This window comes from Actinocorallia longicatena (assembly GCF_039534125.1).
GTDB classification, from domain to species: Bacteria; Actinomycetota; Actinomycetes; order Streptosporangiales; family Streptosporangiaceae; genus Actinocorallia; species Actinocorallia longicatena.
Window position 1 is genome coordinate 44699 of the sequence record NZ_BAAAUV010000022.1, and the last position, 22213, is coordinate 66911.

Annotated in this window: 18 protein-coding genes; 10 read left to right on the plus strand and 8 right to left on the minus strand. The window is 73.3% G+C overall.

From position 1 onward, the window contains the following. Positions 1-54 precede the first annotated feature (54 nt). Together ABD785_RS31370 and ABD785_RS31375 are read left to right on the plus strand one after the other, a co-directional pair. A complete protein-coding gene (locus ABD785_RS31370; RefSeq protein WP_344835542.1) occupies positions 55-3666 on the plus strand; it encodes a tetratricopeptide repeat protein in 3612 nt (1203 codons plus the stop codon). 69 nt (positions 3667-3735) lie between these two features. After that, a complete protein-coding gene (locus tag ABD785_RS31375) occupies positions 3736-4251 on the plus strand; it encodes a methylated-DNA--[protein]-cysteine S-methyltransferase (RefSeq protein ID WP_344835543.1) in 516 nt (171 codons plus the stop codon). A 13-nt stretch (positions 4252-4264) separates the two neighbouring features. Here the strand turns inward: ABD785_RS31375 and ABD785_RS31380 are convergent, their stop codons facing one another. From ABD785_RS31380 to ABD785_RS31390, 3 genes are read right to left on the minus strand one after another with little or no spacing between them, the layout of a single operon-like run. Then, positions 4265-5089: an SMP-30/gluconolactonase/LRE family protein gene (locus ABD785_RS31380; protein ID WP_344835544.1), complete on the minus strand. Its 825-nt coding sequence runs from the start codon at positions 5087-5089 to the stop codon at positions 4265-4267. Between the two features lie 32 nt (positions 5090-5121). Further along, positions 5122-6357 (minus strand): RNA polymerase sigma factor, encoded by a 1236-nt coding sequence (locus ABD785_RS31385; RefSeq protein ID WP_344835545.1) that lies wholly within the window; start codon positions 6355-6357, stop codon positions 5122-5124. Further along, positions 6354-6725, minus strand: coding sequence for a YciI family protein (locus tag ABD785_RS31390; RefSeq protein WP_344835547.1), 372 nt, complete (start codon positions 6723-6725; stop codon positions 6354-6356). Before ABD785_RS31390 ends, ABD785_RS31385 begins: the two co-directional genes overlap by 4 nt. A gap of 60 nt (positions 6726-6785) precedes the next feature. Here ABD785_RS31390 and ABD785_RS31395 point away from each other — a divergent pair, with 60 nt between their 5' ends. Continuing rightward, on the plus strand, positions 6786-7730 hold the full coding sequence (locus ABD785_RS31395; protein WP_344835548.1) for a ribose-phosphate diphosphokinase: 945 nt from the start codon (positions 6786-6788) through the stop codon (positions 7728-7730). A gap of 62 nt (positions 7731-7792) precedes the next feature. Here ABD785_RS31395 and uvrA read toward each other — a convergent pair whose 3' ends face one another. After that, the gene (gene uvrA, locus ABD785_RS31400) at positions 7793-10630 is read right to left on the minus strand and encodes an excinuclease ABC subunit UvrA (RefSeq protein ID WP_344835550.1); all 2838 of its coding nucleotides are present in this window, start codon (positions 10628-10630) and stop codon (positions 7793-7795) included. Positions 10631-10832: 202 nt separating this feature from the next. Between uvrA and ABD785_RS31405 the strand changes: the two genes are divergently transcribed. Next, complete coding sequence (locus tag ABD785_RS31405; RefSeq protein WP_344835552.1) at positions 10833-12404, plus strand: cation:proton antiporter; 1572 nt, start codon at positions 10833-10835, stop codon at positions 12402-12404. A 21-nt stretch (positions 12405-12425) separates the two neighbouring features. On the opposite strand, the gene ABD785_RS31410 is transcribed toward ABD785_RS31405, so the two are convergent. Further along, positions 12426-13085 (minus strand): FMN-dependent NADH-azoreductase, encoded by a 660-nt coding sequence (locus tag ABD785_RS31410; RefSeq protein WP_344835553.1) that lies wholly within the window; start codon positions 13083-13085, stop codon positions 12426-12428. A 120-nt stretch (positions 13086-13205) separates the two neighbouring features. On the opposite strand from ABD785_RS31410, the gene ABD785_RS31415 reads away from it, so the two are divergent. Next, entirely contained in the window at positions 13206-14117 is a 912-nt protein-coding gene (locus tag ABD785_RS31415) for a threonine/serine dehydratase (RefSeq protein WP_344835555.1), read from the plus strand. A gap of 24 nt (positions 14118-14141) precedes the next feature. On the opposite strand, the gene ABD785_RS31420 is transcribed toward ABD785_RS31415, so the two are convergent. Next, entirely contained in the window at positions 14142-14708 is a 567-nt protein-coding gene (locus tag ABD785_RS31420) for a TetR/AcrR family transcriptional regulator (RefSeq protein ID WP_344835557.1), read from the minus strand. 74 nt (positions 14709-14782) lie between these two features. Here ABD785_RS31420 and ABD785_RS31425 point away from each other — a divergent pair, with 74 nt between their 5' ends. Together ABD785_RS31425 and ABD785_RS31430 are read left to right on the plus strand one after the other, a co-directional pair. Beyond that, positions 14783-15322: a hypothetical protein gene (locus tag ABD785_RS31425; RefSeq protein WP_344835559.1), complete on the plus strand. Its 540-nt coding sequence runs from the start codon at positions 14783-14785 to the stop codon at positions 15320-15322. A 5-nt stretch (positions 15323-15327) separates the two neighbouring features. Further along, positions 15328-15864: a hypothetical protein gene (locus tag ABD785_RS31430; protein WP_344835561.1), complete on the plus strand. Its 537-nt coding sequence runs from the start codon at positions 15328-15330 to the stop codon at positions 15862-15864. Between the two features lie 7 nt (positions 15865-15871). Here the strand turns inward: ABD785_RS31430 and ABD785_RS31435 are convergent, their stop codons facing one another. Together ABD785_RS31435 and ABD785_RS31440 are read right to left on the minus strand one after the other, a co-directional pair. Beyond that, positions 15872-16753: an SAM-dependent methyltransferase gene (locus ABD785_RS31435; protein WP_344835562.1), complete on the minus strand. Its 882-nt coding sequence runs from the start codon at positions 16751-16753 to the stop codon at positions 15872-15874. A 106-nt stretch (positions 16754-16859) separates the two neighbouring features. After that, positions 16860-19397: an AAA family ATPase gene (locus ABD785_RS31440; protein ID WP_344835564.1), complete on the minus strand. Its 2538-nt coding sequence runs from the start codon at positions 19395-19397 to the stop codon at positions 16860-16862. Positions 19398-19591: 194 nt separating this feature from the next. Between ABD785_RS31440 and ABD785_RS31445 the strand changes: the two genes are divergently transcribed. The 3 genes from ABD785_RS31445 (at position 19592) to ABD785_RS31455 (ending at position 22197) form a co-directional block, all read left to right on the plus strand. Further along, the gene (locus tag ABD785_RS31445; protein WP_344835565.1) at positions 19592-21055 is read left to right on the plus strand and encodes a prenyltransferase/squalene oxidase repeat-containing protein; all 1464 of its coding nucleotides are present in this window, start codon (positions 19592-19594) and stop codon (positions 21053-21055) included. A 138-nt stretch (positions 21056-21193) separates the two neighbouring features. Then, the gene (locus tag ABD785_RS31450) at positions 21194-21592 is read left to right on the plus strand and encodes a Rieske (2Fe-2S) protein (protein WP_344835567.1); all 399 of its coding nucleotides are present in this window, start codon (positions 21194-21196) and stop codon (positions 21590-21592) included. A gap of 101 nt (positions 21593-21693) precedes the next feature. Further along, on the plus strand, positions 21694-22197 hold the full coding sequence (locus ABD785_RS31455) for a Rieske (2Fe-2S) protein (protein ID WP_344835569.1): 504 nt from the start codon (positions 21694-21696) through the stop codon (positions 22195-22197). Positions 22198-22213: the final 16 nt, after the last annotated feature.

Below are 22213 nucleotides of genomic sequence, written 5' to 3' on the forward strand. Positions count from 1 at the left end.
TGATCGGGATCCGGGGTTCCCTGAAGGGACGGACAGGACGGAACGGGGAGCAACATGATGATCCGTAACCCGGGGGAGGGATCGTTCTGGCGCGCGCTCGGCGACGCCGAACGCCGCAACCTGCTCGCGATCGGGCATGTCACGGCCGTCCCGGCCCGCGGCACCCTCTGCCACCAGGGCACGCCCGCCCGCGACGTGCTCATCCTCGTCGACGGCTTCGCCAAGGAGATGATGGACGCCCACGACGGCACCGAGGCGATCATCGGGCTCCTCGGCCCCGGCGACCTCGAGGGCGACCAGGCGATCTGGGGCCATCCCCAGCGCGCGACCCTCACCGCGCTGACCGAGCTGACGGTCCTGCGCGTGGACAGCCGCAAGCTCGCGACGATGGTCGCGGCCGACCCGAGGATCACCGACGCCCTGATGCGGGTCACCGCCACCCGCTGGACGCACGCGGGGCGCCGGCACGCCGTCCGGGCGGGGACCCCGTCGCAGCGGCTGGCGTTCCATCTCCAGGAGCTGGCCGCGAGGTTCGGGCAGGGCGGCAGGCACGGCATCCGGGTGCCGATGCCGTTCACCCACGCCGAGCTGGCGAACTGGATCGGGATCTCCAGGGAGTCGCTGGGCAGGTCCTTCGCCCGGTGGCGCGGCGGGCTGATCGACACCTCCCCGGCCCGGGCGATCCTCGTCCTGGACGCCGCGGGGCTGCGGGAGGAGGCCGGTCCCTGGGGCGAGGAGTGGTCGGTGCCGGAAGCACCGCCGCCCGGGGTCGCGGTGCGGCTCGCGGTGCGTCCGCCGGTCACGCTGGTGCGCTCGGCGGCGCGGCTGCCCGCCAGGCCGGAGTACTTCACCGGGCGCCGCGCCGAGCTGACCCGGCTGTCACTGCTCCAGGCCGACCGGCGGCGGGTGATCGTCGTCCAGGGGATGGCGGGGGTGGGCAAGACGGCGCTGGCCGTCCACTGGGCGCATCTGGTCGCCGACAGCTTCCCCGACGGCCGGATCTTCGTGGATCTGCGCGGCCCGGGGAAGGCCGCGACCCCGGTCGAGGCGCTCGGGCAGATCCTGCGCGGGCTGGGCGTCCCCGGCGACCAGGTGCCGACGGACGAGAACGAGCTGGTCGCGCTGTACCGATCGCTGATGTCGGGCGGGCGGATCCTGCTCGTCCTGGACAACGCCTCGGGGGAGTACGAGCAGATCAGGCCGCTGATCCCCCTCGAGACGGCCGGGCTGGTGCTGGTCACGACCAAGCAGCGGCTGCGCGGCCTCGACAGCAGGGAGGGCGACCTGACGACGTTCGAGCTCGGCGAGATGCAGCCGGACGAGGCCGTGGACCTGGTCGCGGCCGTCGTGGGGGACGGCCGGGTGGAGACCGAGCGGGCGGCCGCGGAGGAGCTGGCCAGGGAGTGCGCCTATCTGCCGCTGGCGCTGCGGATCGCGGCGGCCAAGCTCGCCGGGGCGCGGGAGGACAGCATCGCCGGGACCGTCCGGCAGCTGTCGGGGCGCGACCGGCTGTCGGCCTTCGCCCTCCCCGACGATCCGCACGGCGCGCTGCGGGCGGCGTTCGAGGTGTCCTACACCGGGCTGTCACCGGATCTGCGGGCCGCCTTCCGGCGCCTCGGCCTGACGGTCGGCCCTGACTTCGCGCCGCCGTCCGTCGCGGCGCTGTTCGGCTGCGACGAGGAGGCCGCGCTGGCCGCCCTGGAGGAGCTGAAGCGGGCGTTCCTCGTGGTCGAGCCGGTGCCGGGCCGCTACCGCCTGCACGATCTGCTGAAGGACTTCTCCCGCGACCTCGGCTCGCTGGAGGACGCCGAGAGCGACCGGCAGAACGTCCAGCGGAGGCTGCTGTCGCACTACCTGAATCAGGCGCGGGCGGCCCGCGACGCCCTCGGAGGGCAGGGCCGTCAGGAGGCGATCGCCTGGTTCGAGGCCGAACGCCGCTGCCTGGTCTCGGCGGTCCGGCGGTCTGCCGGGCTCGGCCTGCACCGCACCGCCTACGCCCTGGCCGACGCGCTGTACGACTTCATGGAGTTCCGCCGCTACAGCGAGGACAACATCGCCGTGCACCGGCTGGGGCTGTCGTCGGCGCAGGCGGCTTCGGACTGGGGCGCGGCGGCCGTCATGCTGCACCATCTGGCGGTCGCCCATCTGGAGCTCGGACGCTGCGTGCGCGCCATCGGGTACGGCGAGGACGCCCGGCGCGGCTACCGGGCCCTCGGCGACCGTTCGGGGGAGGCCGCCGTCCTGGACGCCCTCGCCGCGGTCTACGCGATGCTCGGCCGCCAGCCCGTCGCGATCGAGCACGCCGAGATGGCCCTGGTCATCCACCGCGATCTCGGCGAGGCGGGCGGCGAGGCCCGCGCCCTGGACATCCTCGCCCAGAGCCATCTGCGCCTCGGCCGCTACGACGAGGCGTTCGCCTACGCCATGCACGCCCTGGAGCTGCGGCAGGTGCTCGGCGACCGGCGCGGGGAGGCCGAGACCCTGCTGAACCTGGCGCGGGTGCACCGCCACCGCGGCAACTTCCAGCGGGCGATGGTCTTCGCGCTGGAGGCGCTGGAGGTGCGCCAGCAGCTGGAGCACCGGCACGGCGAGGCCGACGCCCGCAGCGAGCTCGCCCGCATCCACCAGCAGCTCGGCAACGCCGAACTGGCCCGCAGGGACGCCAACCTCGCCCTGGCCATCTACCGGTCGGTCGGCGCCCGCGACGGGGAAGGCGAGACCCTCGTGATCCTCGCCCGCGTCCGGATCAGCGAGGCCCGGTACACCGAGGCCGTCACCCACTGCGCCGACGCGCTGCGGGTCCTGCGCGCCATCCAGCACCGCTCGGCGGAGGCCGAGGCGGCGGCCCTGTTCGGCGCCAGCTACTACTGGCTGGGCCGCTACCCCGAGGCCCGCGAGAACCTGCGCCGCTCGATCGAGATCCGCCGCCAGGTCGGCGACCTCGCCGGGGAGGCCCACGACCTCGACTACCTGGGCAAGCTCGAACGCCGCCTCGGCCGGACGTCCGAGGCGGTCCTGCTCGGGCTGGAGGCCCTGGCGCTGTTCCAGGAGCTGGGCGCCCGTGAGGGGGAGGCCGGGACGCTCGGCAGCCTGGCCCGCACCTACCTGCGGCTCGGCCTCGGCGAGGAGGCCGAGCAGGCGATCGAGACCAGCCTGGAGATCCGCCGCGCCATCGACGACCGGCTCGGCCTCGGCACCGGCCTCGACACCCTGGCCCTGATCCTGCGCCGCACCGGCCGCCCCGACGAGGCCGCCGAGATCTCCCGCGAGGCGCTGAAGATCATGGATGAGGTCGGCGACCTCCAGGGCATCGCCACGGCCAACGTCAACCTCGGCGACACCTGCCTCCTGCTGGACCGCCTGTCCGACGCCCGGCGCTGTGCCGAGACGGCCCTGACGATCGCCACCGACCTCGGCGACCGCCGCAACCTCTCCTCGGCCAACCACACCCTCGGCCTGGTCTGCCAGCGTCAGGACCGCCACGACCAGGCCATCGCCCACTTCGAGACCGAGATCGAGCTCCGCGCCGAGATGGGTGATCACCGCGGCCAGATCCACGCCCTCGAGGCGGTGATCGACTCCCGTCTCCTCCAGGGCGACCGCTCCCGCGCCGAGGAGACCCGCCGCCGCGTGGCGGGCATCCAGCGCTGGCTGGGCCACCACTGAGAGGGGCTCCGCACCGTCCCGTCCGATATCCGCCGGAAGACTGTCGGACCCCCCTCCTACGCTGGACTCATGGACACCTTCGGCTGGACGGTCCTCCAGACCCCGATAGGCCCGCTGTTGCTGGCGGAGACGGAGAACGGCCTGGTCAACGTGCACTTCCATGCCCACGACCCGTCCCGGCAGGTCGCCCGGCTGGCCGAGTCACTGGCCCTGAGGCCCGTGCGCGGCGGCCTCTGCGAGCCCATCGCCCAGCTCTCCGACTACTTCGCCGGGGACCTCAAGGAGTTCTCGCTCCCGCTCGACTGGCGGCTGAGCGCGGGCTTCAACCGCAGGATCCTCGAACTCCTGTACGCCCGGGTCCCCTACGGCCAGACCGCCTCCTACGGAGACCTCGCCCGGTGGTCGGGGGAGCCGGGCGCCTCCCGCGCGGTCGGCGCCGCCATGGGCTCCAACCCGCTCCCGGTCGTCGTGGCCTGCCACCGCGTCCTCAACAGCACCGGCGACCTGGGCGGCTTCGGAGGAGGCCGCGAGACCAAACGCCTCCTCCTCGCCCTGGAGGGAATGCTCCCCGAACCTCTCTTCTAGAGGCCCGGATTCTCTAGAGGCCCGGAACCGCCACCTGCTCGGTGTGGACGCGGCCCGTGGGCTCGCTCATCATGCGGGCCGGGTCGGACCAGTCGGCGGCGACCATGTAGAGGGTGTGGCCGCCGAGGGCGCAGGCGAAGCAGCCCAGGTCCAGGTCGACGGTCTGGAGGACCTCGCCGCCCTCGCGGACGCGGACACAGCGGCGGTTGGGGACGTCGCCGTACCAGACGGCGCCTTCGGCGTCGAGGCAGATGCCGTCGGGTGCGGCGCCCTCGCCCAGATCGGCCCAGACCCGGCGGCCGGTCAGGGAGCCGTCCGGCTCGACGTCCCAGGCCGTCAGGCGGGCGGCGTGGGACTCGGCCAGGATCAGGGTCGATCCGTCCGGGGTCACGACCAGGCCGTTGGGGAAGCTCACGTCGCGGGCGGCCTCGGTGACCTCGCCGTCCGGGGTCGCGAGCGCGAGGAAGCCGGTTCTCGGCTCGCCGCCGGGGAAGGTGTAGCCGATGCCGCTCACGTAGGCGTTGCCGCGGGCGTCCACGGCGATGTCGTTCCACGGGGGAGCCGCCACCCCGGACAGATCGGCGTGGGGGACCAGCGTGCCGTCCGGCTCCAGGCGCATCAGCCTGGCCCCGGGGCCGTCGACGGCGAGCATCCGGCCGTCGGGGAGCCAGTCGATGCAGAACGGCAGCCCGAACGGCACCCGCAGGACCACCTCGCTCGTGCCCGCGGCGTCGACCGCGATGACCTCTCCGGCGACCCAGTCGCAGAACCAGAGCCGCCCGTCGTGCCAGCGCGGCGACTCGCCGAAGGTGATTCCGGTCAGCAGGACCTCGGACATGGTGCTCTCCTTCGCTCGGGGGCGGAATGCCCTTACACGAGGGGTGTCGCGGCCGGATCGGAGATTCCGACGTCCGCGCGGGAGATCAGGTACCGCTGTTCGGGGACGTTGAGTGTACGCCGCGCCGCCCGCGCGTAGCAGGAGGCCGCGCCCGGCCTGTCGCCGGTGAGATCCAGCAGGTGGGCGTGCACGGAGAGCAGCCTGTGGTGGCCGGACAGCGCGGGATCGGCCTCGGCGTCCGCGAGCCGGGCGAGCCCCTCGTGCGGGCCGTGGACCATCGCGACCGCCACGATCCGGCCGAGCGTCACCATCGGGCCCGGGGCGAGGGCATGCAGCAGGTCGTACAGGCCGAGGATCTGGGGCCAGTCGGTGTCCTCGGCGCGGGCGGCCTCGTCGTGCACGGCGGCGATCGCCGCCTGCACCTGGTAGGGGCCGATCGGCGCGGAGACCAGCGCCCCGGCGAGGAGACCGAGCCCCTCGGCGACGGCCGCGGCGTCCCAGCGGGTCCTGTCCTGCTCGGCGAGCGGGATCAGGTCGCCGCCGGGTCCGGTCCTGGCCGGACGGCGGGCGTCGGTGAGCAGCATCAGCGCGAGCAGGCCGGTGACCTCGCCGTCGTCCGGCAGGAGGACGTGCAGCTGCCGGGTCAGCCGCAGCGCCTCCGCGGTGAGGGCGGCGCGGTGCAGCCCGGGCCCGGAGCCGGCCGTGTACCCCTCGTTGAAGACCAGGTAGAGGACGTTCAGGACGGCGGCGACCCGGCCGGCCCGCTCGCTGTCGGGCGGCAGGCCGAACACGGCGCCCGCGGCCTTGATCCGCTGCTTGGCCCGGCTGATCCGCCGGCCGATCGTCGCCTCGGGCACGAGGAAGGCCCGGGCGATCTCCGCGGTGGTCAGCCCGCCGACGGCCCGCAGCGTCAGCGCCACCTGCGAGTCACGGGTGAGTGAGGGATGACAGCAGAGCATCAGCAGCGTGAGGCTGTCGTCGGCCGAGGGGACGGCCCCCGGACCGTCCGGGGCCAGGGCGGCGACGGCCAGTTCCCTGCGGCGGCGGGCGGTGTCGCTGCGCAGCAGTTCGACGCGGCGCCGGGTGGCGACCGTGACCAGCCATCCCATCGGACGGTCCGGCACACCCCGCTCCGGCCACTGCTCCGAGGCGTCCAGCAGAGCCTCCTGGACGGCGTCCTCGCAGACGGCGAAGTCGCCGAACCTCCGGGCGAGGACGGCGGTCACCCGCGGAGCCAGCTCCTTCAGCAGGGGCTCGAGCCCGGTCACCGCCGTGTGCCCTCCGGCGTCAGGACCGGCCTGACCTCGATCCGCCCGGCGGCGGCGTCCGGGATCAGGGCCGCGCAGGCGAGCGCCCGGTCCATCGAGGCGCATTCGACCAGGTAGAAGCCGGCCAGGAACTCCTTGACCTCGGCGAACGGCCCGTCGGTGACCGTCACGGCGCCGTCCAGGACGCGGACCTCCCTGGCCTCGTCCGGCGGGGCCAGCGCCTCGGACAGCACCAGCTCGCCCGACGCGGTGAGCGCCGCGACGAGGGCCTCGTGCGCCCGCATCCCCTCGGCCCGCCGTTCCGCCGGAAGGGAGGCCCACGTGTCGAGCGCCGACTGCGTGTGGTAGATCATGATCAGGTACTTCACCCGCCTACCTCCTGAAGAATTCTCCTACCACGGGCATGGGGTCGGAATGAAAGACATCGCATGAAGGACATCGCCGTTTTCAGTGGAAGTGCCCATCGCGAGCTCGCCACCGAGGTCTGCGCCCATCTCGGCGTCCCGCTGAGCCCGGTGCGCACCAGCCGCTTCGCCAACGACTGCCTCGAGGTGCAGCTCCAGGCCAACTGCCGGGAGCGGGACGTCTTCCTGGTCCAGCCCCTGGTCCATCCGGTGCAGGAGAACCTGGTCGAGCTGCTGCTGATGCTCGACGCGGCGCGCGGCGCCTCGGCCGCCCGGACGACCGTCGTCATGCCGCACTACGCCTACGCGCGCTCCGACAAGAAGGACGCCCCGCGCATCTCGATCGGCGGCCGCCTCATCGCCGACCTCCTGGTCTCCGCGGGCGCCGACCGGATCCTCGCGATGACCCTGCACTCCCCGCAGGTCCACGGCTTCTTCTCGGTGCCGGTCGACCATCTGCACGCGCTCCGCGAGCTCGCCGCCCACTTCCGCGGCTCCGACCTGAGCAACACCACCGTGGTCTCACCCGACCTCGGCAACGCCAAGGAGGCCGCGGCCTTCGCCCGCCTCCTCGGCACCTCGGTCGCCGCGGGTGCCAAGCAGCGCTTCGCCGACGACCGCGTCGAGATCAGCACCGTCATCGGCGACGTCGCGGGCCGCGACATCATCGTCCTCGACGACGAGATCGCCAAGGGCAGCACCGTCATCGAGCTCATGGCCCGCCTCCGCGAACTCGGCGCCGCCTCCGTCCGCATCGCCTGCACCCACGGCCTCTTCTCCGCCGACGCCCTCAAACGCCTCTCCGACCAGCCCGACGTCCTCGAGATCGTCTGCACCAACACGGTCCCCATCCCCCCGGAGAAGCACACCGGCAAACTGAAGGTCCTCTCCATCGCCCCGGCCCTCGCCGAAGCCGTCCGCCGCATCCACAACGGCGAATCCGTGAGCGCCCTCTTCGACACCCCCTGACCCCCTCCCGGGAGGGGCGGCGTCTCGATGCCGACTTCGACCCTCCGCCGTTGTGAGGGCGGTCAGCCGAGGATCTTGGCGAGGTACTGGCCGGTGTGGCTCTCGGGGACGCGGGAGACCTGTTCGGGGGTGCCGGTGGCGACGAGGGTGCCGCCGCGGGAGCCGCCTTCTGGGCCCATGTCGATGATCCAGTCTGCGGTCTTGATGACGTCGAGGTTGTGCTCGATGACCAGGACGGTGTTGCCCTTGTCGACGAGGCCGTTGAGGACGCCCAGGAGCTTGCGGATGTCCTCGAAGTGCAGGCCCGTGGTCGGCTCGTCCAGGACGTAGATGGTGCGGCCCGTGGAGCGGCGCTGGAGCTCGGAGGCCAGCTTCACGCGCTGGGCCTCGCCGCCCGACAGGGTCGGGGCGGACTGGCCCAGCCGGACGTAGCCGAGACCGACGTCGTTGAGGGTCTTCAGGTGGCGGTGGATCGCGGTGATCGGCTCGAAGAAGGTGGTGGCCTCCTCGATCGGCATGTCCAGGACGTCCGCGATCGTCTTGCCCTTGTAGTGGACCTCCAGGGTCTCCCGGTTGTAGCGGGCGCCGTGGCAGACCTCGCAGGGGACGTAGACGTCCGGCAGGAAGTTCATCTCGATCTTGATGGTGCCGTCGCCCGCGCAGTTCTCGCAGCGGCCGCCCTTGATGTTGAAGGAGAAGCGGCCCGGCTGGTAGCCGCGGACCTTCGCCTCCGTCGTCGCGGCGAACAGCTTGCGGATGTGGTCGAAGACGCCGGTGTAGGTCGCCGGGTTCGAGCGCGGGGTGCGGCCGATCGGCGACTGGTCGACATGGACGACCTTGTCGAGCTGGTCGAGGCCCGTGATGCGCTTGTGCTTGCCCGGCACGTTCTTCGACCCGTGCAGGGTCTTGGCCAGGGCGTTGTAGAGGATGTCGTTGACCAGCGTGGACTTGCCCGAGCCCGAGACGCCGGTGACCGCGGTGAAGATCCCCAAGGGGAAGGTCACGTCGACGTTCTGCAGGTTGTGCTCGGCGGCGCCCTTGACCGTGATCTCGCGGCCCTTCTCGCGCGGCCGGCGGATCGCGGGGACCTCGATCGAGCGGCGGCCCGACACGTACTGGCCGGTCATCGAGGTCTCACTGGTCAGCAGGTCCTCGACGGTGCCGGACACGACGACCTGGCCGCCGTGCTCGCCCGCGCCGGGGCCGATGTCGACCACCCAGTCGGCGGCGCGGATGGTGTCCTCGTCGTGCTCGACGACGATCAGGGTGTTGCCGATGTCGCGCAGCCGCAGCAGGGTCTCCAGCAGCCGGGAGTTGTCGCGCTGGTGCAGGCCGATCGACGGTTCGTCCAGCACGTACAGGACGCCGACCAGGCCGGAGCCGATCTGGGTGGCCAGCCGGATCCGCTGTGCCTCACCACCGGCGAGGGTCGCCGAGGCGCGGTCGAGCGTCAGGTAGTCGAGCCCGACGTCCAGCAGGAAGCCGAGACGGGCGTTGACCTCTTTCAGCACCTGCTCGGCGATGTGCATGTCGCGGTCGTTCAGGGTCATGCCCTTGAGGAACTCCGCGCAGTCGCCGATCGGCATCGAGGAGATCTCGGCGATCGACCGTCCGTCGATCTTCACCGCGAGGATGAGGGGCTTGAGCCGCGCCCCCCGGCAGGTCGGGCACGGGATCTCCCGCATGTAGCCCTCGAACCGGTCGCGGGTGGCGTCGGACTCGGCCTCGCCGTGCCGCCGCTGCACCCACGGGATGACGCCCTCGTACTCGGTGTAGTAGGAGCGCTTGCGCCCGTACCGGTTGGAGTAGGCGACGTGGACCTGCGTGTCGTGCCCGTAGATGATCGCCTTGCGGGCCTTGGCGGGGATCTGCCGCCACGGCTCGTCGAGCGCGAAGCCCATGGCGTCGCCCAGGGCCTGGAGCAGCCGCAGGAAGTACTCGCTGACGTGCCCGCCGGACCAGGGCCCGATCGCGCCCTCCTCCAGCGACAGCTCCTCGTCCGGGACGACCAGCTCGGGGTCGACCTCCATCCGGGTGCCGAGGCCGGTGCAGTCGGGGCACGCGCCGTAGGGGGAGTTGAAGGAGAACGACCGCGGCTCCAGCTCCTCGAACGACAGGTCGTCGTAGGGGCAGTACAGGTGCTCGGAGTACATGCGCTCGCGGTTGGGGTCGTCCTCGGGGAGGTCGACGAAGTCGAGCACGAGCGTGCCCGCCGCCAGCGAAAGGGCCGTCTCGACCGAGTCGGCGAGCCGCCGCCGGGCCGTGTCCTTGACGGCCAGCCGGTCGACGATCACGGCGATGTCGTGCTTCTCCTGCTTCTTCAGCTTCGGCGGCTCGTCGAGGCGGATCACGACGCCGTCGACGAGGGCGCGGGAGAAGCCCTTGGTCTGGAGCTCCTTGAACAGCTCGAGGTACTCGCCCTTGCGCCCGCGGATCACCGGGGCGAGCACCTGGAAGCGGGTGCCCTCCTCCAGCTCCAGCACGCGGTCGACGATCTGCTGCGGGGTCTGCTTGGAGATGGTCCGCCCGCACTCGGGGCAGTGCGGCTTGCCGATCCGCGCGTAGAGCAGGCGGAGGTAGTCGTAGACCTCGGTGATCGTGCCCACGGTCGAGCGCGGGTTCTTCGAGGTGGACTTCTGGTCGATGGAGACCGCGGGGGACAGGCCCTCGATGAAGTCGACGTTCGGCTTGTCCATCTGGCCGAGGAACTGCCGGGCGTAGGCCGACAGGGACTCGACGTAGCGCCGCTGCCCCTCGGCGAAGATCGTGTCGAAGGCCAGGCTGGACTTCCCTGAGCCGGACAGCCCGGTGAACACGATCAGGGAGTCGCGCGGCAGGTCGAGCGAGACGTCCTTGAGATTGTGCTCGCGCGCCCCGCGAACGACGAGTCGATCATGCACGGTGTGTATCCCCACGAATTGGATCGGTGACGGCCTCGGACCGAACGGGAGGCCAGGACCAGGCTAACCACCGGGTCCGACAAAAAAGTCCCGAACGCTCCGGCCCCGGCGGTAACCGTACACGCGTTCGAATGAAGTTGTCACAGGAACCACACAGGTCGCCTGCGGCACGGGACCGTCCCGGACGGGCAGAATCCTCCCTGTGGAACACACTCTCGTCTCTTTCGGCCTGATCGTCATCCTGATGCTGGCGACCGTCCTCCTCGTGGGAGTGGGGGAGAAGATCCGCCGCCCGTACCCGGTGCTGGTGACGCTGTTCGGGATCCTGCTGGCCGTGCTCCCCTGGGTGCCGGAGATCGAGATCGACCCCGAGCTGATCCTCCCCCTGTTCCTGCCACCGCTGATCTACGCGGCGGCGCAGCGCACGTCGTGGCGGATGATCCAGGCGCGGAAGCGGACCATCGTGGGGATGGCGCTGCTGCTGGTCGCCGCGACCGTCGTCGCGGCGGCGGGCGTCACCTTCCTGCTGGTGGGCGGGATCACCGTCGCCGCGGCCGTGGCGCTGGGCAGCGCGGTGGCGCCGCCCGACCCGGTCGCCGCCGAGGCCGTGGCGGGCCCGCTGGGGCTGCCCCGCCGCCTGGTGACCATCCTGCAGACCGAGGGCCTGTGCAACGACGCCACCGCGCTGGTGATCTACGCGGTGGCCGTCTCGGCGATCACCGGCGGCCACTACTCGATGTGGGACGGCGCCCTGCTGTTCGTGTGGGAGGTGGCGGCCGCGCTGGCGATGGGACTCGGTCTCGGCTGGGCCGCGACCTGGGTGCAGCGGCACATGGCCACCACCGACGCCCGCAACGCGCTGACGCTCGTCTTCCCCTTCGCGGTCTACCTGCTCGCCGACCTGGTCCACTCCTCGGGCGTGCTGGCCGTCCTGGTCGGCAGCCTCTACCTCGGCCAGACCACCGACGACGAGTCGGGCGTCAGCGACCGGCTCACCGGGTCGGCGTTCTGGGAGACGATCGAGCTGCTGATCACCGGGCTGGCCTTCGGCCTGATCGGTCTCGAGCTGCGCGACGTGCTGCCGCCGCTCGCCGAGTTCCCGACCTACGCCTGGCACGCGGCCGTGGTCTGCGCCGTGGTGATCGTGCTGCGGCTGGTGTGGATGCTGGTCGTCGGCGTCTGGCTGCGCCGCCGCCACGACGAACTGGACGGGATGCCCGAGAGCTGGAAGGAGGACTTCGTGATCTCCTACTGCGGGATGCGCGGGCTCGCCACCCTGGCCCTGGCCCTCGCGCTGCCGCTGTCCACCCCGGCCCGCGACGAGCTGCTGTTCATCGCCTTCGCCGTCATCCTGGTGACCATGGTCTTCCCCGGCCTGACGCTCCCGTGGGTCGTCCGGGTGCTGGGCGTCAGGGACGAGGACGACGCCGAGGAGCAGGAGATCCGCGACCTGGCCTTCAGGGCGTCCAGGGCCTCCCTGCGCAGGCTGCGCGAGCTGGACGCCGAGGAGGACCTGCCGTCCGAGGTCGTCCAGAAGCTGCGGCTGGCCCAGCGGCTGCTGGTCAGCCAGCTCTGCGACACCGTGCCCGACGACATGGCCGAGGACTACGACCAGCGCAGGAGCCACTCCGAGACCCGCGACAGGGTCGAGGCCGAGATGCTCGCGGCGTCCCGGCGGGAGGTCCTGCTGGCCCGCGCCGAGCCGGGGGTCGACCCGGAGGCGGCCGACAAGGTGCTGCGCCGCCTCGACCTGCGCAGCGCGCACCTCCTCTGACCGCCGCCGGACGGCCGGTGATCAGGTGACGGCCGGAGCGCTCCGCGGCGCCGTCGCGGCGACGTGCTCGGCGACGGCCAGCTCGGCGGCGGCGCGGGAGGCCGCCGCCGCCTCGGCGTAGGCGGCCAGCGCCGGATCGGTTCCGGCCATGGTCAGCTCGGTGTGGATGAACGACAGCTCCGCGTCGAGCCCGATCAGGCCGAGGACGCCGCGCAGGTAGGGCTCCTGAAAGTCGAGGGCGGCCATCGGGGTCCCGGGGGAGTAGCCGCCGCCCCTCGCGGTGAGCACGACGATCGGCCGCGGGGCGATCCGCCGGCCGATCGTGCGCGCCATCAGCAGCCGGTCGATCCAGGCCTTCAGCACCGACGGGACGGTCAGGTTGTGCATCGGGCAGCCGATGACGACGACGTCGGCCGCCTCGACCTCCGCGATCACCGTCTCGGCCGCCCGTAGCGTCGCGAGCCGCACGGGATCCGCCGTCTCCGGGTCGAAGACCGTGTGGACCATGTCGGCGTAGAGGGCGTCGACGGGCGGGATCGGGTCGAGGGAGAGGTTCCGGTAGGCGTAGGTGCCGTCGGGGTGCAGGTCGCGCCACTGCCGGGCGTAGGCGGCGGACATCGTCCGCGAGATGGAGACGCCGTCGGGACGGGGGCTGGCGTCGAGGTGGAGCAGATGCGGCATGCGGTTCTCCTTCGGAAGCCGGAACCGCAAAGCGTAGCCGGGCGTGTACTCAGGGTGCCGTCATGCGTGCGCGACGGCATCGATCACGAACCGGGCGGGCGTCCCGGCTAGGTTGAACGGGTGCTGACACTCGGGGAGATCACGGAAGCGGCGGAGCGGATCGGCGGACGGGTGCGGCGCACCCCCGTCGTGCGCGCGGGGGACGGGCTGTGGCTGAAGCTGGAGCAGCTCCAGCACACCGGATCCTTCAAGCCGCGCGGGGCGTTCAACCGGATCCTCGCCGCGGGGGAGGGCGCCGCCGCGGGCATCGTCACGGCCTCCGGCGGTAACGCGGGGCTCGGGGCGGCCCACGCCGCGCGGGAGCTCGGGGTGCCGGCCGAGGTGTTCGTGCCGGAGACCGCGCCCGAGGTCAAGGTGCGAGGGCTGAAGGCGCTCGGCGCCGAGGTCCGGCAGGTCGGCAGCATCTACCGGGAGGCCTTCGAGGCCGCGAGCGAGCGGGCCGCGGAGACCGGCAGGCTGTTCTGCCACGCCTACGACCAGCCCGAGGTCTGCGCGGGTCAGGGCACCGTCGGCCTGGAGCTGCTGGAGCAGGTGCCCGAGGTGGACACCGTCCTGCTGGCCGTGGGCGGCGGCGGGCTGCTGGCCGGGGTCGCGGCCGCGCTGGAGGGCAGGGCGCGCGTCGTCGGGGTCGAGCCGGCGGGCGTGCCGACCCTGCACCGGGCGCTGGCCGAGGGACGGCCGGTGGACGTCAGTGTCGAGAGTGTCGCCGCCGACGCCCTCGGGGCGTCCCGGATCGGCGCGATCGCCTTCGACGTCGCGGTGCGGACGGGGGCGGGCTCCGTCCTGGTCGGAGACGAGGCGATCATCGCGGCCCGCCGCCACCTGTGGGACCACTGGCGGCTCGCGGTCGAGCACGGCACGGCCGCCGCGCTGGCCGCGCTGCACACGGGCGCCTACGTGCCCGCACCGGGAGAGAAGGTGGCCGTCGTCATCTGCGGCGCCAACACCGACCCGTCGGATCTCCACGGCTGACGCCTCCCCGGCCGGGGGTCCCGCTCAGCGGAGCATCCCGGAGAGTTCCGCGCGGACCTGCGCACGGGCGTCCGCGGGCGTCACCGCCTCGGGGTAGAGGAGCAGGTGCAGGCAGAGGCCGTCGATGAGGGCGTGCATGCGGCCGGGCGCGGTCGGGTCGTCGATCGGGAACTGGGCGAGGATCGAGGAGATGAAGCCGCGCAGCTCGCCGTTGACGGCCCGGGTCAGCGACGCCAGCTTCGGCTCGAGCCTGGCCCGGGTGACGAAGCTGAACCAGACCTCGGCCTCGGTGCGGCGCGCCTCGTCCAGCGGCAGGAGCTGCTCGAAGTACGCTACGGCCTTCTCCTCGAGGGTCCCTTCGGGTTCCAGCGCCTGGATCCGGGCCGCGATGTGGTCGGTGACCAGGCGCATCGCGGCGGCGATCAGCTCCCGCTGGTCGGGGAAGTAGTGGCGCAGCGCGCCCGAGGACCATCCGGCCTCGGCCGCGACGCTGCGGACGGAGACGGCGTCGACGCCGTCCCGGAAGACCACCCGCCACAGGGCCTGGGCGAGTTCCCGGCGGCGCGTTTCGTGATTGACCAGCTTCGGCACCCGATCGTTATAGCACGACCGTGTTATCTTGTAAATGGCACAAGTGTGTGAAAAAGGGGGCTGAGGACGTGCTGGTGACGGTGATCGCGGCCTGTGAGGTCGCCTTCTGGGTGGTGCTGGGGCTCGGCCTGTTCGCCCGGTACGGGCTGCGCAAGGCCAGGCTGGGCGGGGTTTTGCTGCTCCTCGTGCCGGTCGTCGACCTCGTGCTGCTGGGGGTGACGACGGCCGATCTCAAGAACGGCGGGGAGATCGGGATCGCCCACGGTCTCGCGGCCGTCTATCTCGGCGTGTCGGTCGGCTTCGGCCACCAGATCATCAGGCGCATGGACGCCTGGGCGGCCCACCGGTTCGACGGGGCGCCCCGCCCGGCCCGGCCGCCGAAGTACGGCCGCGAGCGCGCGGCGCACGAGGCCCGCCAGTGGTCGCGCCATCTGCTCGCCTGGGCGGTCGGCTGCGGCCTGCTGGGCCTGGCGATCCTCCACGTCGGCGACGCCGCCAGGACCGAGGTGCTCGGGGGCCTGATCCGGCTGTGGACCCTCGTCCTCGGCATCGACGCCGCCGTCTCCTTCAGTTACACGCTCGCACCGAAGCGGGCGAAGGGTGTGGAACGCTAGGCGGCATGCGCACGACCCTCCCCGGTCTCCTCCTGCTGTCCGCACTCGCCGGATGCGGAGGCCTGGGCACCCCGGCCGGCACCGTCGCCCCGTCCCGCGGCCATGTCACGGAGCCGCCGGCCGCCCTCGAGCTCAGCACCCGGATGGCCAGGCTGGGGGCCGCCGAGGACCTGATCTACCTGATCGATCTGGAGGGCGTCACCCGGACGGCCCAGACCTCCCTGCCGGAGGGCGGCTACCAGGCCGTCTACACCGAGGGCGGCATCGCGTTCACCCTCACGGTGGAGCGCCGCGACCTCACCGCCGACGAGTGCCCGTCGCTGCCCATCCCCGACGCCGGCGGCCCGGTCCGCTGCGTTCCGACCACGACCGGCTTCTACCGGCGCGGGGGCGGCCGGCACGAGATCGTCCTGAGCCGCGACGGCTTCATCGTCCGCCTCGGCGGCCCCCGCACCGTCCCCAGGACCCGGCTGCGCTCCCTCGCCTTCGCCGCTCACCACGCCTCCGCCGAGGAGTTCGACGCCCTTCTCCCGCCGCGCTGACCGGCCGTCAGTGCCTGCGGGCGACGACGACGGCGAACGGCAGCGGGATCGGCGGCTCCGGCCGGGACAGCCGGGTGAATCCGGCCCGCTCCAGCTCGTCCATGACGTCGGCGGGCCCGTCGGGGGTGCCGCCCGCCCTGACGATCCGCCATCGGGTCATCGCGTCGGCGTGCTCGCCCTCCCCGTAGCCGGGGACCTGGACCACCAGCCAGCCGTCCGGCCGCAGCGCCCGCAGCAGCCGGGGGAGCGCGGCGAACAGCACCGCGGGCGCGATCCCGGACGACGGCACCCGGACGGCGTCGAAGGCCTCCTCCTCGGCCAGCAGATCGAGGTCGGAGGCCAGGACGCACACCCTGCCGCCGGTCCCGGAGATCCGCAGCGTCTCCGCCGCCAGCGCCCGCCGCCGCTGCGACGGCTCGATCCCGACCACCCTGACCCGCGGAAAGGCCTCGGCCCACGCCGCGGGGCCCTCGCCCGTCCCGGCCCGGGCGTCCAGCACCGCGGCACCGGGCCGGGACAGCCGCTCGGCCAGCCCCGGGAGCATCGGCAGCACATGCTCCCGCAGCAGCGCGACCCCGCGTCGCGCCTCGGCCAGCCGTTCGGCGGCGGGGGAGGGCGTCACCTCCGCGACGGACCGCACCGCCGCCCGCAGGGCGAGGCGTTCCAGCGCGCCGGGCTCGGCGAGCAGGGCGGCGAACCCCGGTGACGGCCCCCAGCCGCTGTCGAGCCGCTCACACAGCCCGACCGTGCCGAGCAGGCGCCCCGCCTCCGGGCTGAGCACCCCGGTGTCCACGAAGTCCGCCACCGCCGCCAGGGTCCACGCGGCGGTGAAGAACTCGCGGATCCTGGCCGCCGCGTCCTCCGGATTCCGTACCGTCTCTCGCGACATAGAGATCCTCTGCCCGTCCCGAGCCGCCACTTCACGGAACCGCCCCCGCGGTGGTCCCGTCACGACGATCCTCGCCCCGGCGGGCGCCGGGCGCCTGAGTAGAGGGCTACTCAGAATCTCCGAAAAGCGCGGAGAGCTCCTCGCGGCCGGTGACGCCGAGCTTGGCGTAGACGGCGTGCAGATGGTTGTCGACGGTCCGCACCGACAGGGTCAGCCGCTCGGAGATGTCCCGGCTGGAGCTGGGTTCGGCCGCCAGATGCGCGATCTGCAGCTCGCGCCGCGTCAGCTCGGGCGCACGGAGCCGCCGCAGCGCGGGGGAGGCGGCGCCCTGGCAGCGTCCGGCGAGCCGCCAGGCCCGCGCCGCGCAGAAGGCGGCCCGGCGCGACTCGCCCGCGAGACGCCACTCCTCCGCGGCCTGGACCTGCACCTCGGCGGCGTGCAGCAGCATGCCGAGCCGCTCGAAGCCGTCCGCGGCGGCGGCGAGTTCCGCACCGTCGCGGGCGGCGGCGTGCGCGCCGAGGACGGCCGCGAGCTCCCCGTCGTGGCCGGCGGCGAGCCCGGCCAGCCGGTCGTCGCGGACGCCGAGGCGCAGCAGGTCGTGGAAGGCCGACAGCGCGGGCCCCGCCAGGCCGCCTCGGGCGAAGGACTCGGCGGCGGACAGGGCCTCGGCGCGGGCGGCGTCCAGGTCGCCCTCGGCGGCGGACACCCACGGCCGGGCGAGGTCGATGCTCAGGTGCAGCACGTCGACCACGGGCAGCCGGTGCGCCTCGGCGCGGGCCAGCGCCTCGCGGGCCAGGCCGGGCTCGCCCGCGAGGGCCGCGCAGTGCGCGAGCTCGGCCAGCGCCACCGGCCCCGCCGACCGGTTGACCGACGGATCCGCGACGGTCGCCCGGCAGACGTCCAGGGCCTCGGTGATCCGGCCGCGCAGCCGCAGCAGCCGGGCCCGGAAGGAGTGGGCGACGATCGCGACCCCCGTCCAGCCGCTCTCGACGCCGATGAGCCCGGTCAGCTCCGCGAGGTCGGCGGCCATGGCGTCCAGGTCGCCGAGGCGGGAACGGGCCGCGATCCGGGTGATCAGGAGCTGGGGGAGCTGGGCCGCGGTCGTGTCGCCCCACAGCCGCACCTCGGCCGCGGCGCGCTCGGCCTCCCCGGCCGCCTCCGCGCAGCGGCCCAGCAGGCCGAGCCCCCAGGCCCGGGCGACCAGGGCCCAGGTGGCGGCGTCGGGGTCGGGCAGCGGGTCGGCCAGCACCCGGCCGGCCAGCGCGAGCGCCTCCTCCGCCGACCCGCCGTAGGCCAGGCACCAGGCCCGCCGCGCCCACACCTGCGGCACGTCGGGGGCGAGGTCCCACAGCTCCGCCGAGCCGCCGCCGCTGCTGAACGTGGCGCTCATCGCCCGGAACAGCGCGACGCCCGGCAGGTCGCCGCAGTCGTCGAGGACGGCCGGCACCTCGTCGTAGCGCTCCGCCCAGAACAGGATCTGGGCGAGCAGGAAGGAGGCGGGGGCGCCCCCGCCCGCGGCGATCGCGGCCCTGGCCAGCCGGTCGGCGAGGGTCACGTCATGGCCGCCGAGCGCCAGCGCGGCCGCGCCGATCAGCGGCTCGGGGTCGGGCCGCCGCCCGCTCTCCAGCCGCCAGGTCGCCAGCCGCATCGCCTCGTCCCCGCGGGCGGCGCCCGACCGCTCGACGGCCTCCGCCAGCCGGGTGAAGTGCCGCTGGCGGCGCAGGGTCGGGCAGCGCTCGACCACCGCCTCCCCGTAGAGGGGATGGCCGAGGTAGATCCGTCCGTCGTCGGCGAGCTTGATCAGCCGCCGCGCCTCCAGCTCCTCGACGACCGGCGCCCCCACCATCGAGATCAGCAGGTCGAGATCGAGCGGGCGGCCCAGGGCGATCAGCTCCAGCGCCTCCTCCTCGGCCCGTTCCAGGGTGCCGATCCTGGCCTCGACCAGCTCGGCCAGCCGCGCGGACAGCGGGGGAGGGCCGGTCAGCCGCCACACCCCGGCTCGGCACTGCAGCCGGTCGGCGGCCAGCGCCCCGAGGACGAGCTCGTGCAGGTAGAGGGCGTTGCCCTGGCTGACGGCGTGCAGCCGGGCCAGCGTCGCGTGCTCGACCGGGCCGCCGAGCGCCGCCCTGACGATCTCCGCGGTGTCGGCCGCGGGCAGCATCCCGAGGTCGAACCGGGGCAGCAGGTCGTTCTTCCACAGCGCGACGATCGGCTCGGGCACGCTCCGCCCCGACCTGACCGTCACGACCGCGGGGACCTCGTGCGTGTCGACCAGCCGGTGGACGAGCACCGCCGAGCCGCCGTCGAGGAGGTGGGCGTCGTCCAGCCAGAGCGCGACCCTCTTGCCCGCGGCCCCGGCGAGGACGGCGCCCGTCGCCCAGCCGAGCGGGTTGACGCAGTCCTCCGGCAGCGCGGGCGGCAGCAGATGCGCGAACGCCCCGAACGGCAGGTCCGTGGCGTTGTCGGTGGCCCAGGCGCGCACGACGTGCCAGCGCCTGCGGTCGAGGGTCCGGACGGCCTCGGCCGCCAGCCTGGACTTGCCCACACCGACCGGGCCCGCGAGGACGGCTCCGCGCTGTGCGAGAGCGTCGAGCAGCGCCGACATCTCGGCGCCTCGCCCGGCGAACGGCCACTGAACACCCACTCTGTCCAGCGTAGGGACGTGCCCCGCTCCTCCCGGACCGCGTGTCCGGAGGTGGTCACGGTCCGACGCCGTCCGTTTCGGACGTGCCGTCCGCTACAGAACGGCACGACCGGACCCGGACAACGGGCGCGGGAACTCCCGGGCGCGCTCCCGCCATCTGAAGATCGTCGAATCATTCGAGGAACGGAGTTGATATGAGCGAAATGGCGGTTCTGGCCAGATCCGGCGTCCGTGACGCCCGCGCGCTCCTGGTGGACCATCTGCTGGAGCGCGTCTCCGGCGACGGAGCCGTCAGGGACCGCTGCCGCAGCCGGGTCCTGGAGTCCGCGCTCGCCCTGGTGGCCGTCACCGAGACGGGACTGTTCCCCGAGCACCGCCAGCGGCTGCTCTCCTACCTGCGCGGCCATCCGGCGCCACCGGACGGCTTCGACGGGATGCTGGCCGCCGCGGCGCTGGGCGCGGCCCCCGATCCGGAGCGGGCACTGGCCTGGCTGGACGGGTTCGACCACTTCACCGCGCCGCGCAAGCGCCTGATGTTCACCGGGGTCCTGGCCGTGCTCGGCGCGGTCCCGTTCCCTGCCGTCCCGCCGATCCCCTTCCGCGGCCAGGCCTCCTGGGTCGAGCTGACCCTCTGCGCGCTGGACCTGCTGCACCACGGCGACCGTCCGGGATCGCTCGCCTTCCTGACCGACCGGCTGGAGCACGGGAGCCTCCAGCCGGTGTGGGAGGGGCACGTGCTGGCCCACCTGCTGGCGGTGATCGCGCTCAACCGGGAGGTCCCCGGCCACCGGCTGGCGGCCGAGGGCCTGGCCGCCGTGCTCGCCACCCAGAACGACGACGGCGGCGTGCCCTTCGTGGCGGGAATGGAGGTGTTCTGCACGGTCACCGCGGGGCTCGCCCTGCACGCCGCGCGGACCGTTCCGCTCGACCGCACCTTCGCCATGGGCGACTACCTCGCCGGACGGCAGCGGCCCGGCGGCGGCTGGTCCTACGCCGAGGGCGTCGCCCAGGCCGACGTCGACGACACCTCCTACTGCCTGCAGTTCCTGCGCGCCCTGTCGCCCGAGCGGTACGCCGCCGAGATCGCCGCCGCCGGGAACTACCTGACCGAGATCGCCGGTCCCGACGGCGGGTTCCCGACCTTCCTGCGCGGCCACGACTCCGAACTCGCGATGACCGCGGGCGCGCTCGGCGCCCTCGACCCGGTGGAGCACTCCGGGACGTTCCGGGCGGCCACCGCCCATCTCCTGGCGGCCCAGCGGCCCGACGGCACCTTCGAGTGCGGCTGGAGCCTGGCCGAGACCAACGCCGTCTTCCGCACCCTCGCGGCCCTGGCGCGGATCCCCTGCCCCGGCCCGGCCGTCACCCGGGCGATCACGACCGCGGCGGGCCGCCTGATGAGCACCCAGAACCTCGACGGCGGCTGGGGCCAGCGCCCCGGCGACCCCAGCGATCCCATCAGCACCGCCTACGCCCTGTCCTGCACCCGCCGCTGGCCCGCCTCGCCGACCCACCGGGCGGGTCTCGGCTACCTCCTGGCCCGCCAGAACCCCGACGGCGGCTACACCTCGCGGCCCGACCAGGCGGGGCCGCGCCCGATCCCCTGGGACGTCCCCGTGCTCGCCTCAATCGGCGTCCTCCAGGCACTGGCGCCCTGAACCGGGACCTCGCGGAGTCAGGGTTCCGGCGCGCCGAGGATCGCCGAGGGAGCCGACGGGGAAGGGCGGCGACCGCACGTCTTCACCGGCACGAGGAGGGCGACGAGCGGGACGGTCCGTTACTGAGAAGATGGGGCCATGGGTGAAGAAGTGACGCGGCGGACCGCGCTCGGAATCGTGGGCCTGGCAGGTACGGCGACGCTGGCGGGATGCGGCGGGGACTCCGGCGAAGGCGCCACCGACCTGGCGGGCAAGGAGCTCGCCAAGACGGCCGACGTGCCGGTCGGCGGGGCCAAGCTGAACCGGGCGCTGAAGGTGATCGTCAGCCAGCCGGCGGCGGGCACCTTCAAGGCCTTCACCGCGATCTGCACCCACCAGGGCTGCACCGTCTCCGCGCCCGCCGACGGCCTCGCCGTCTGCCCCTGCCACGGCAGTGAGTTCAAGACCGCCGACGGGTCGGTCACCAAGGGCCCGGCCACCAAGCCGCTCAAGGAGTACCCGGTCCAGGTGAAGGACGGCGCCGTCATCGGCGCCTGATCTTCCCCGGCCCGATCTTCCCCGCGGGAGATCTGAACCCTCCGGCCCGTTCCGTACGTGCTCCTCTGTGTCAGCGCAGGCAGGCACAGAGGAGTCATGTGATGGAGTCCGTACCGGAAGTCGGCAGCACGCAGGAGAAGGGCTCCCGGCGCGAGCTCCTGCTCGGGCTCGGGCTGATCGGGGTCGCCGCGGCGGCCTGCGGCGGAGCGAGCTCGGACGACCCCGGCGGGTACGGAGCCGCCCCGGAGGGCGACACGGACGACCCCGCCGCGAGCTCCGCGAAGCCGGGCGCGAAGAAGCCCGCCGCCGCGGGCGCGGGCGCGCTGGGCAAGGCCGCCGCGATCCCGGTGGGCGGCGGCAAGATCTTCAAGGACCGCAAGATCGTCGTGACCCAGCCCAAGCAGGGGGTCTTCAGGGCGTTCAGCGCCGTCTGCACGCACGCCGGCTGCACGGTCGGCGACGTTCAGGGCGGGACGATCAACTGCCCCTGCCACGGCAGCAAGTTCGCCGTGGCCGACGGCTCCGTCGTGGACGGCCCCGCGGGCAAGGCGCTCCCGGCCAGGAAGATCAGGGTCCAGGGCGGCGAGATCGAGATCATCTCCTGAGTGTCACCCGCGGCCG

What these genes read in the sequence shown, in the direction of transcription:
- ABD785_RS31370 (WP_344835542.1), top strand. Translation starts at nt 55, where the DNA reads ATGATGATCCGTAACCCGGGGGAGGGATCGTTCTGGCGCGCGCTCGGC.
- ABD785_RS31375 (WP_344835543.1), top strand. Translation starts at nt 3,736, where the DNA reads ATGGACACCTTCGGCTGGACGGTCCTCCAGACCCCGATAGGCCCGCTG.
- ABD785_RS31380 (WP_344835544.1), bottom strand. Translation starts at nt 5,089, where the DNA reads ATGTCCGAGGTCCTGCTGACCGGAATCACCTTCGGCGAGTCGCCGCGC.
- ABD785_RS31395 (WP_344835548.1), top strand. Translation starts at nt 6,786, where the DNA reads ATGAAGGACATCGCCGTTTTCAGTGGAAGTGCCCATCGCGAGCTCGCC.
- ABD785_RS31410 (WP_344835553.1), bottom strand. Translation starts at nt 13,085, where the DNA reads ATGCCGCATCTGCTCCACCTCGACGCCAGCCCCCGTCCCGACGGCGTC.
- ABD785_RS31430 (WP_344835561.1), top strand. Translation starts at nt 15,328, where the DNA reads ATGCGCACGACCCTCCCCGGTCTCCTCCTGCTGTCCGCACTCGCCGGA.
- ABD785_RS31435 (WP_344835562.1), bottom strand. Translation starts at nt 16,753, where the DNA reads ATGTCGCGAGAGACGGTACGGAATCCGGAGGACGCGGCGGCCAGGATC.
- ABD785_RS31445 (WP_344835565.1), top strand. Translation starts at nt 19,592, where the DNA reads ATGAGCGAAATGGCGGTTCTGGCCAGATCCGGCGTCCGTGACGCCCGC.
- ABD785_RS31450 (WP_344835567.1), top strand. Translation starts at nt 21,194, where the DNA reads ATGGGTGAAGAAGTGACGCGGCGGACCGCGCTCGGAATCGTGGGCCTG.
- ABD785_RS31455 (WP_344835569.1), top strand. Translation starts at nt 21,694, where the DNA reads ATGGAGTCCGTACCGGAAGTCGGCAGCACGCAGGAGAAGGGCTCCCGG.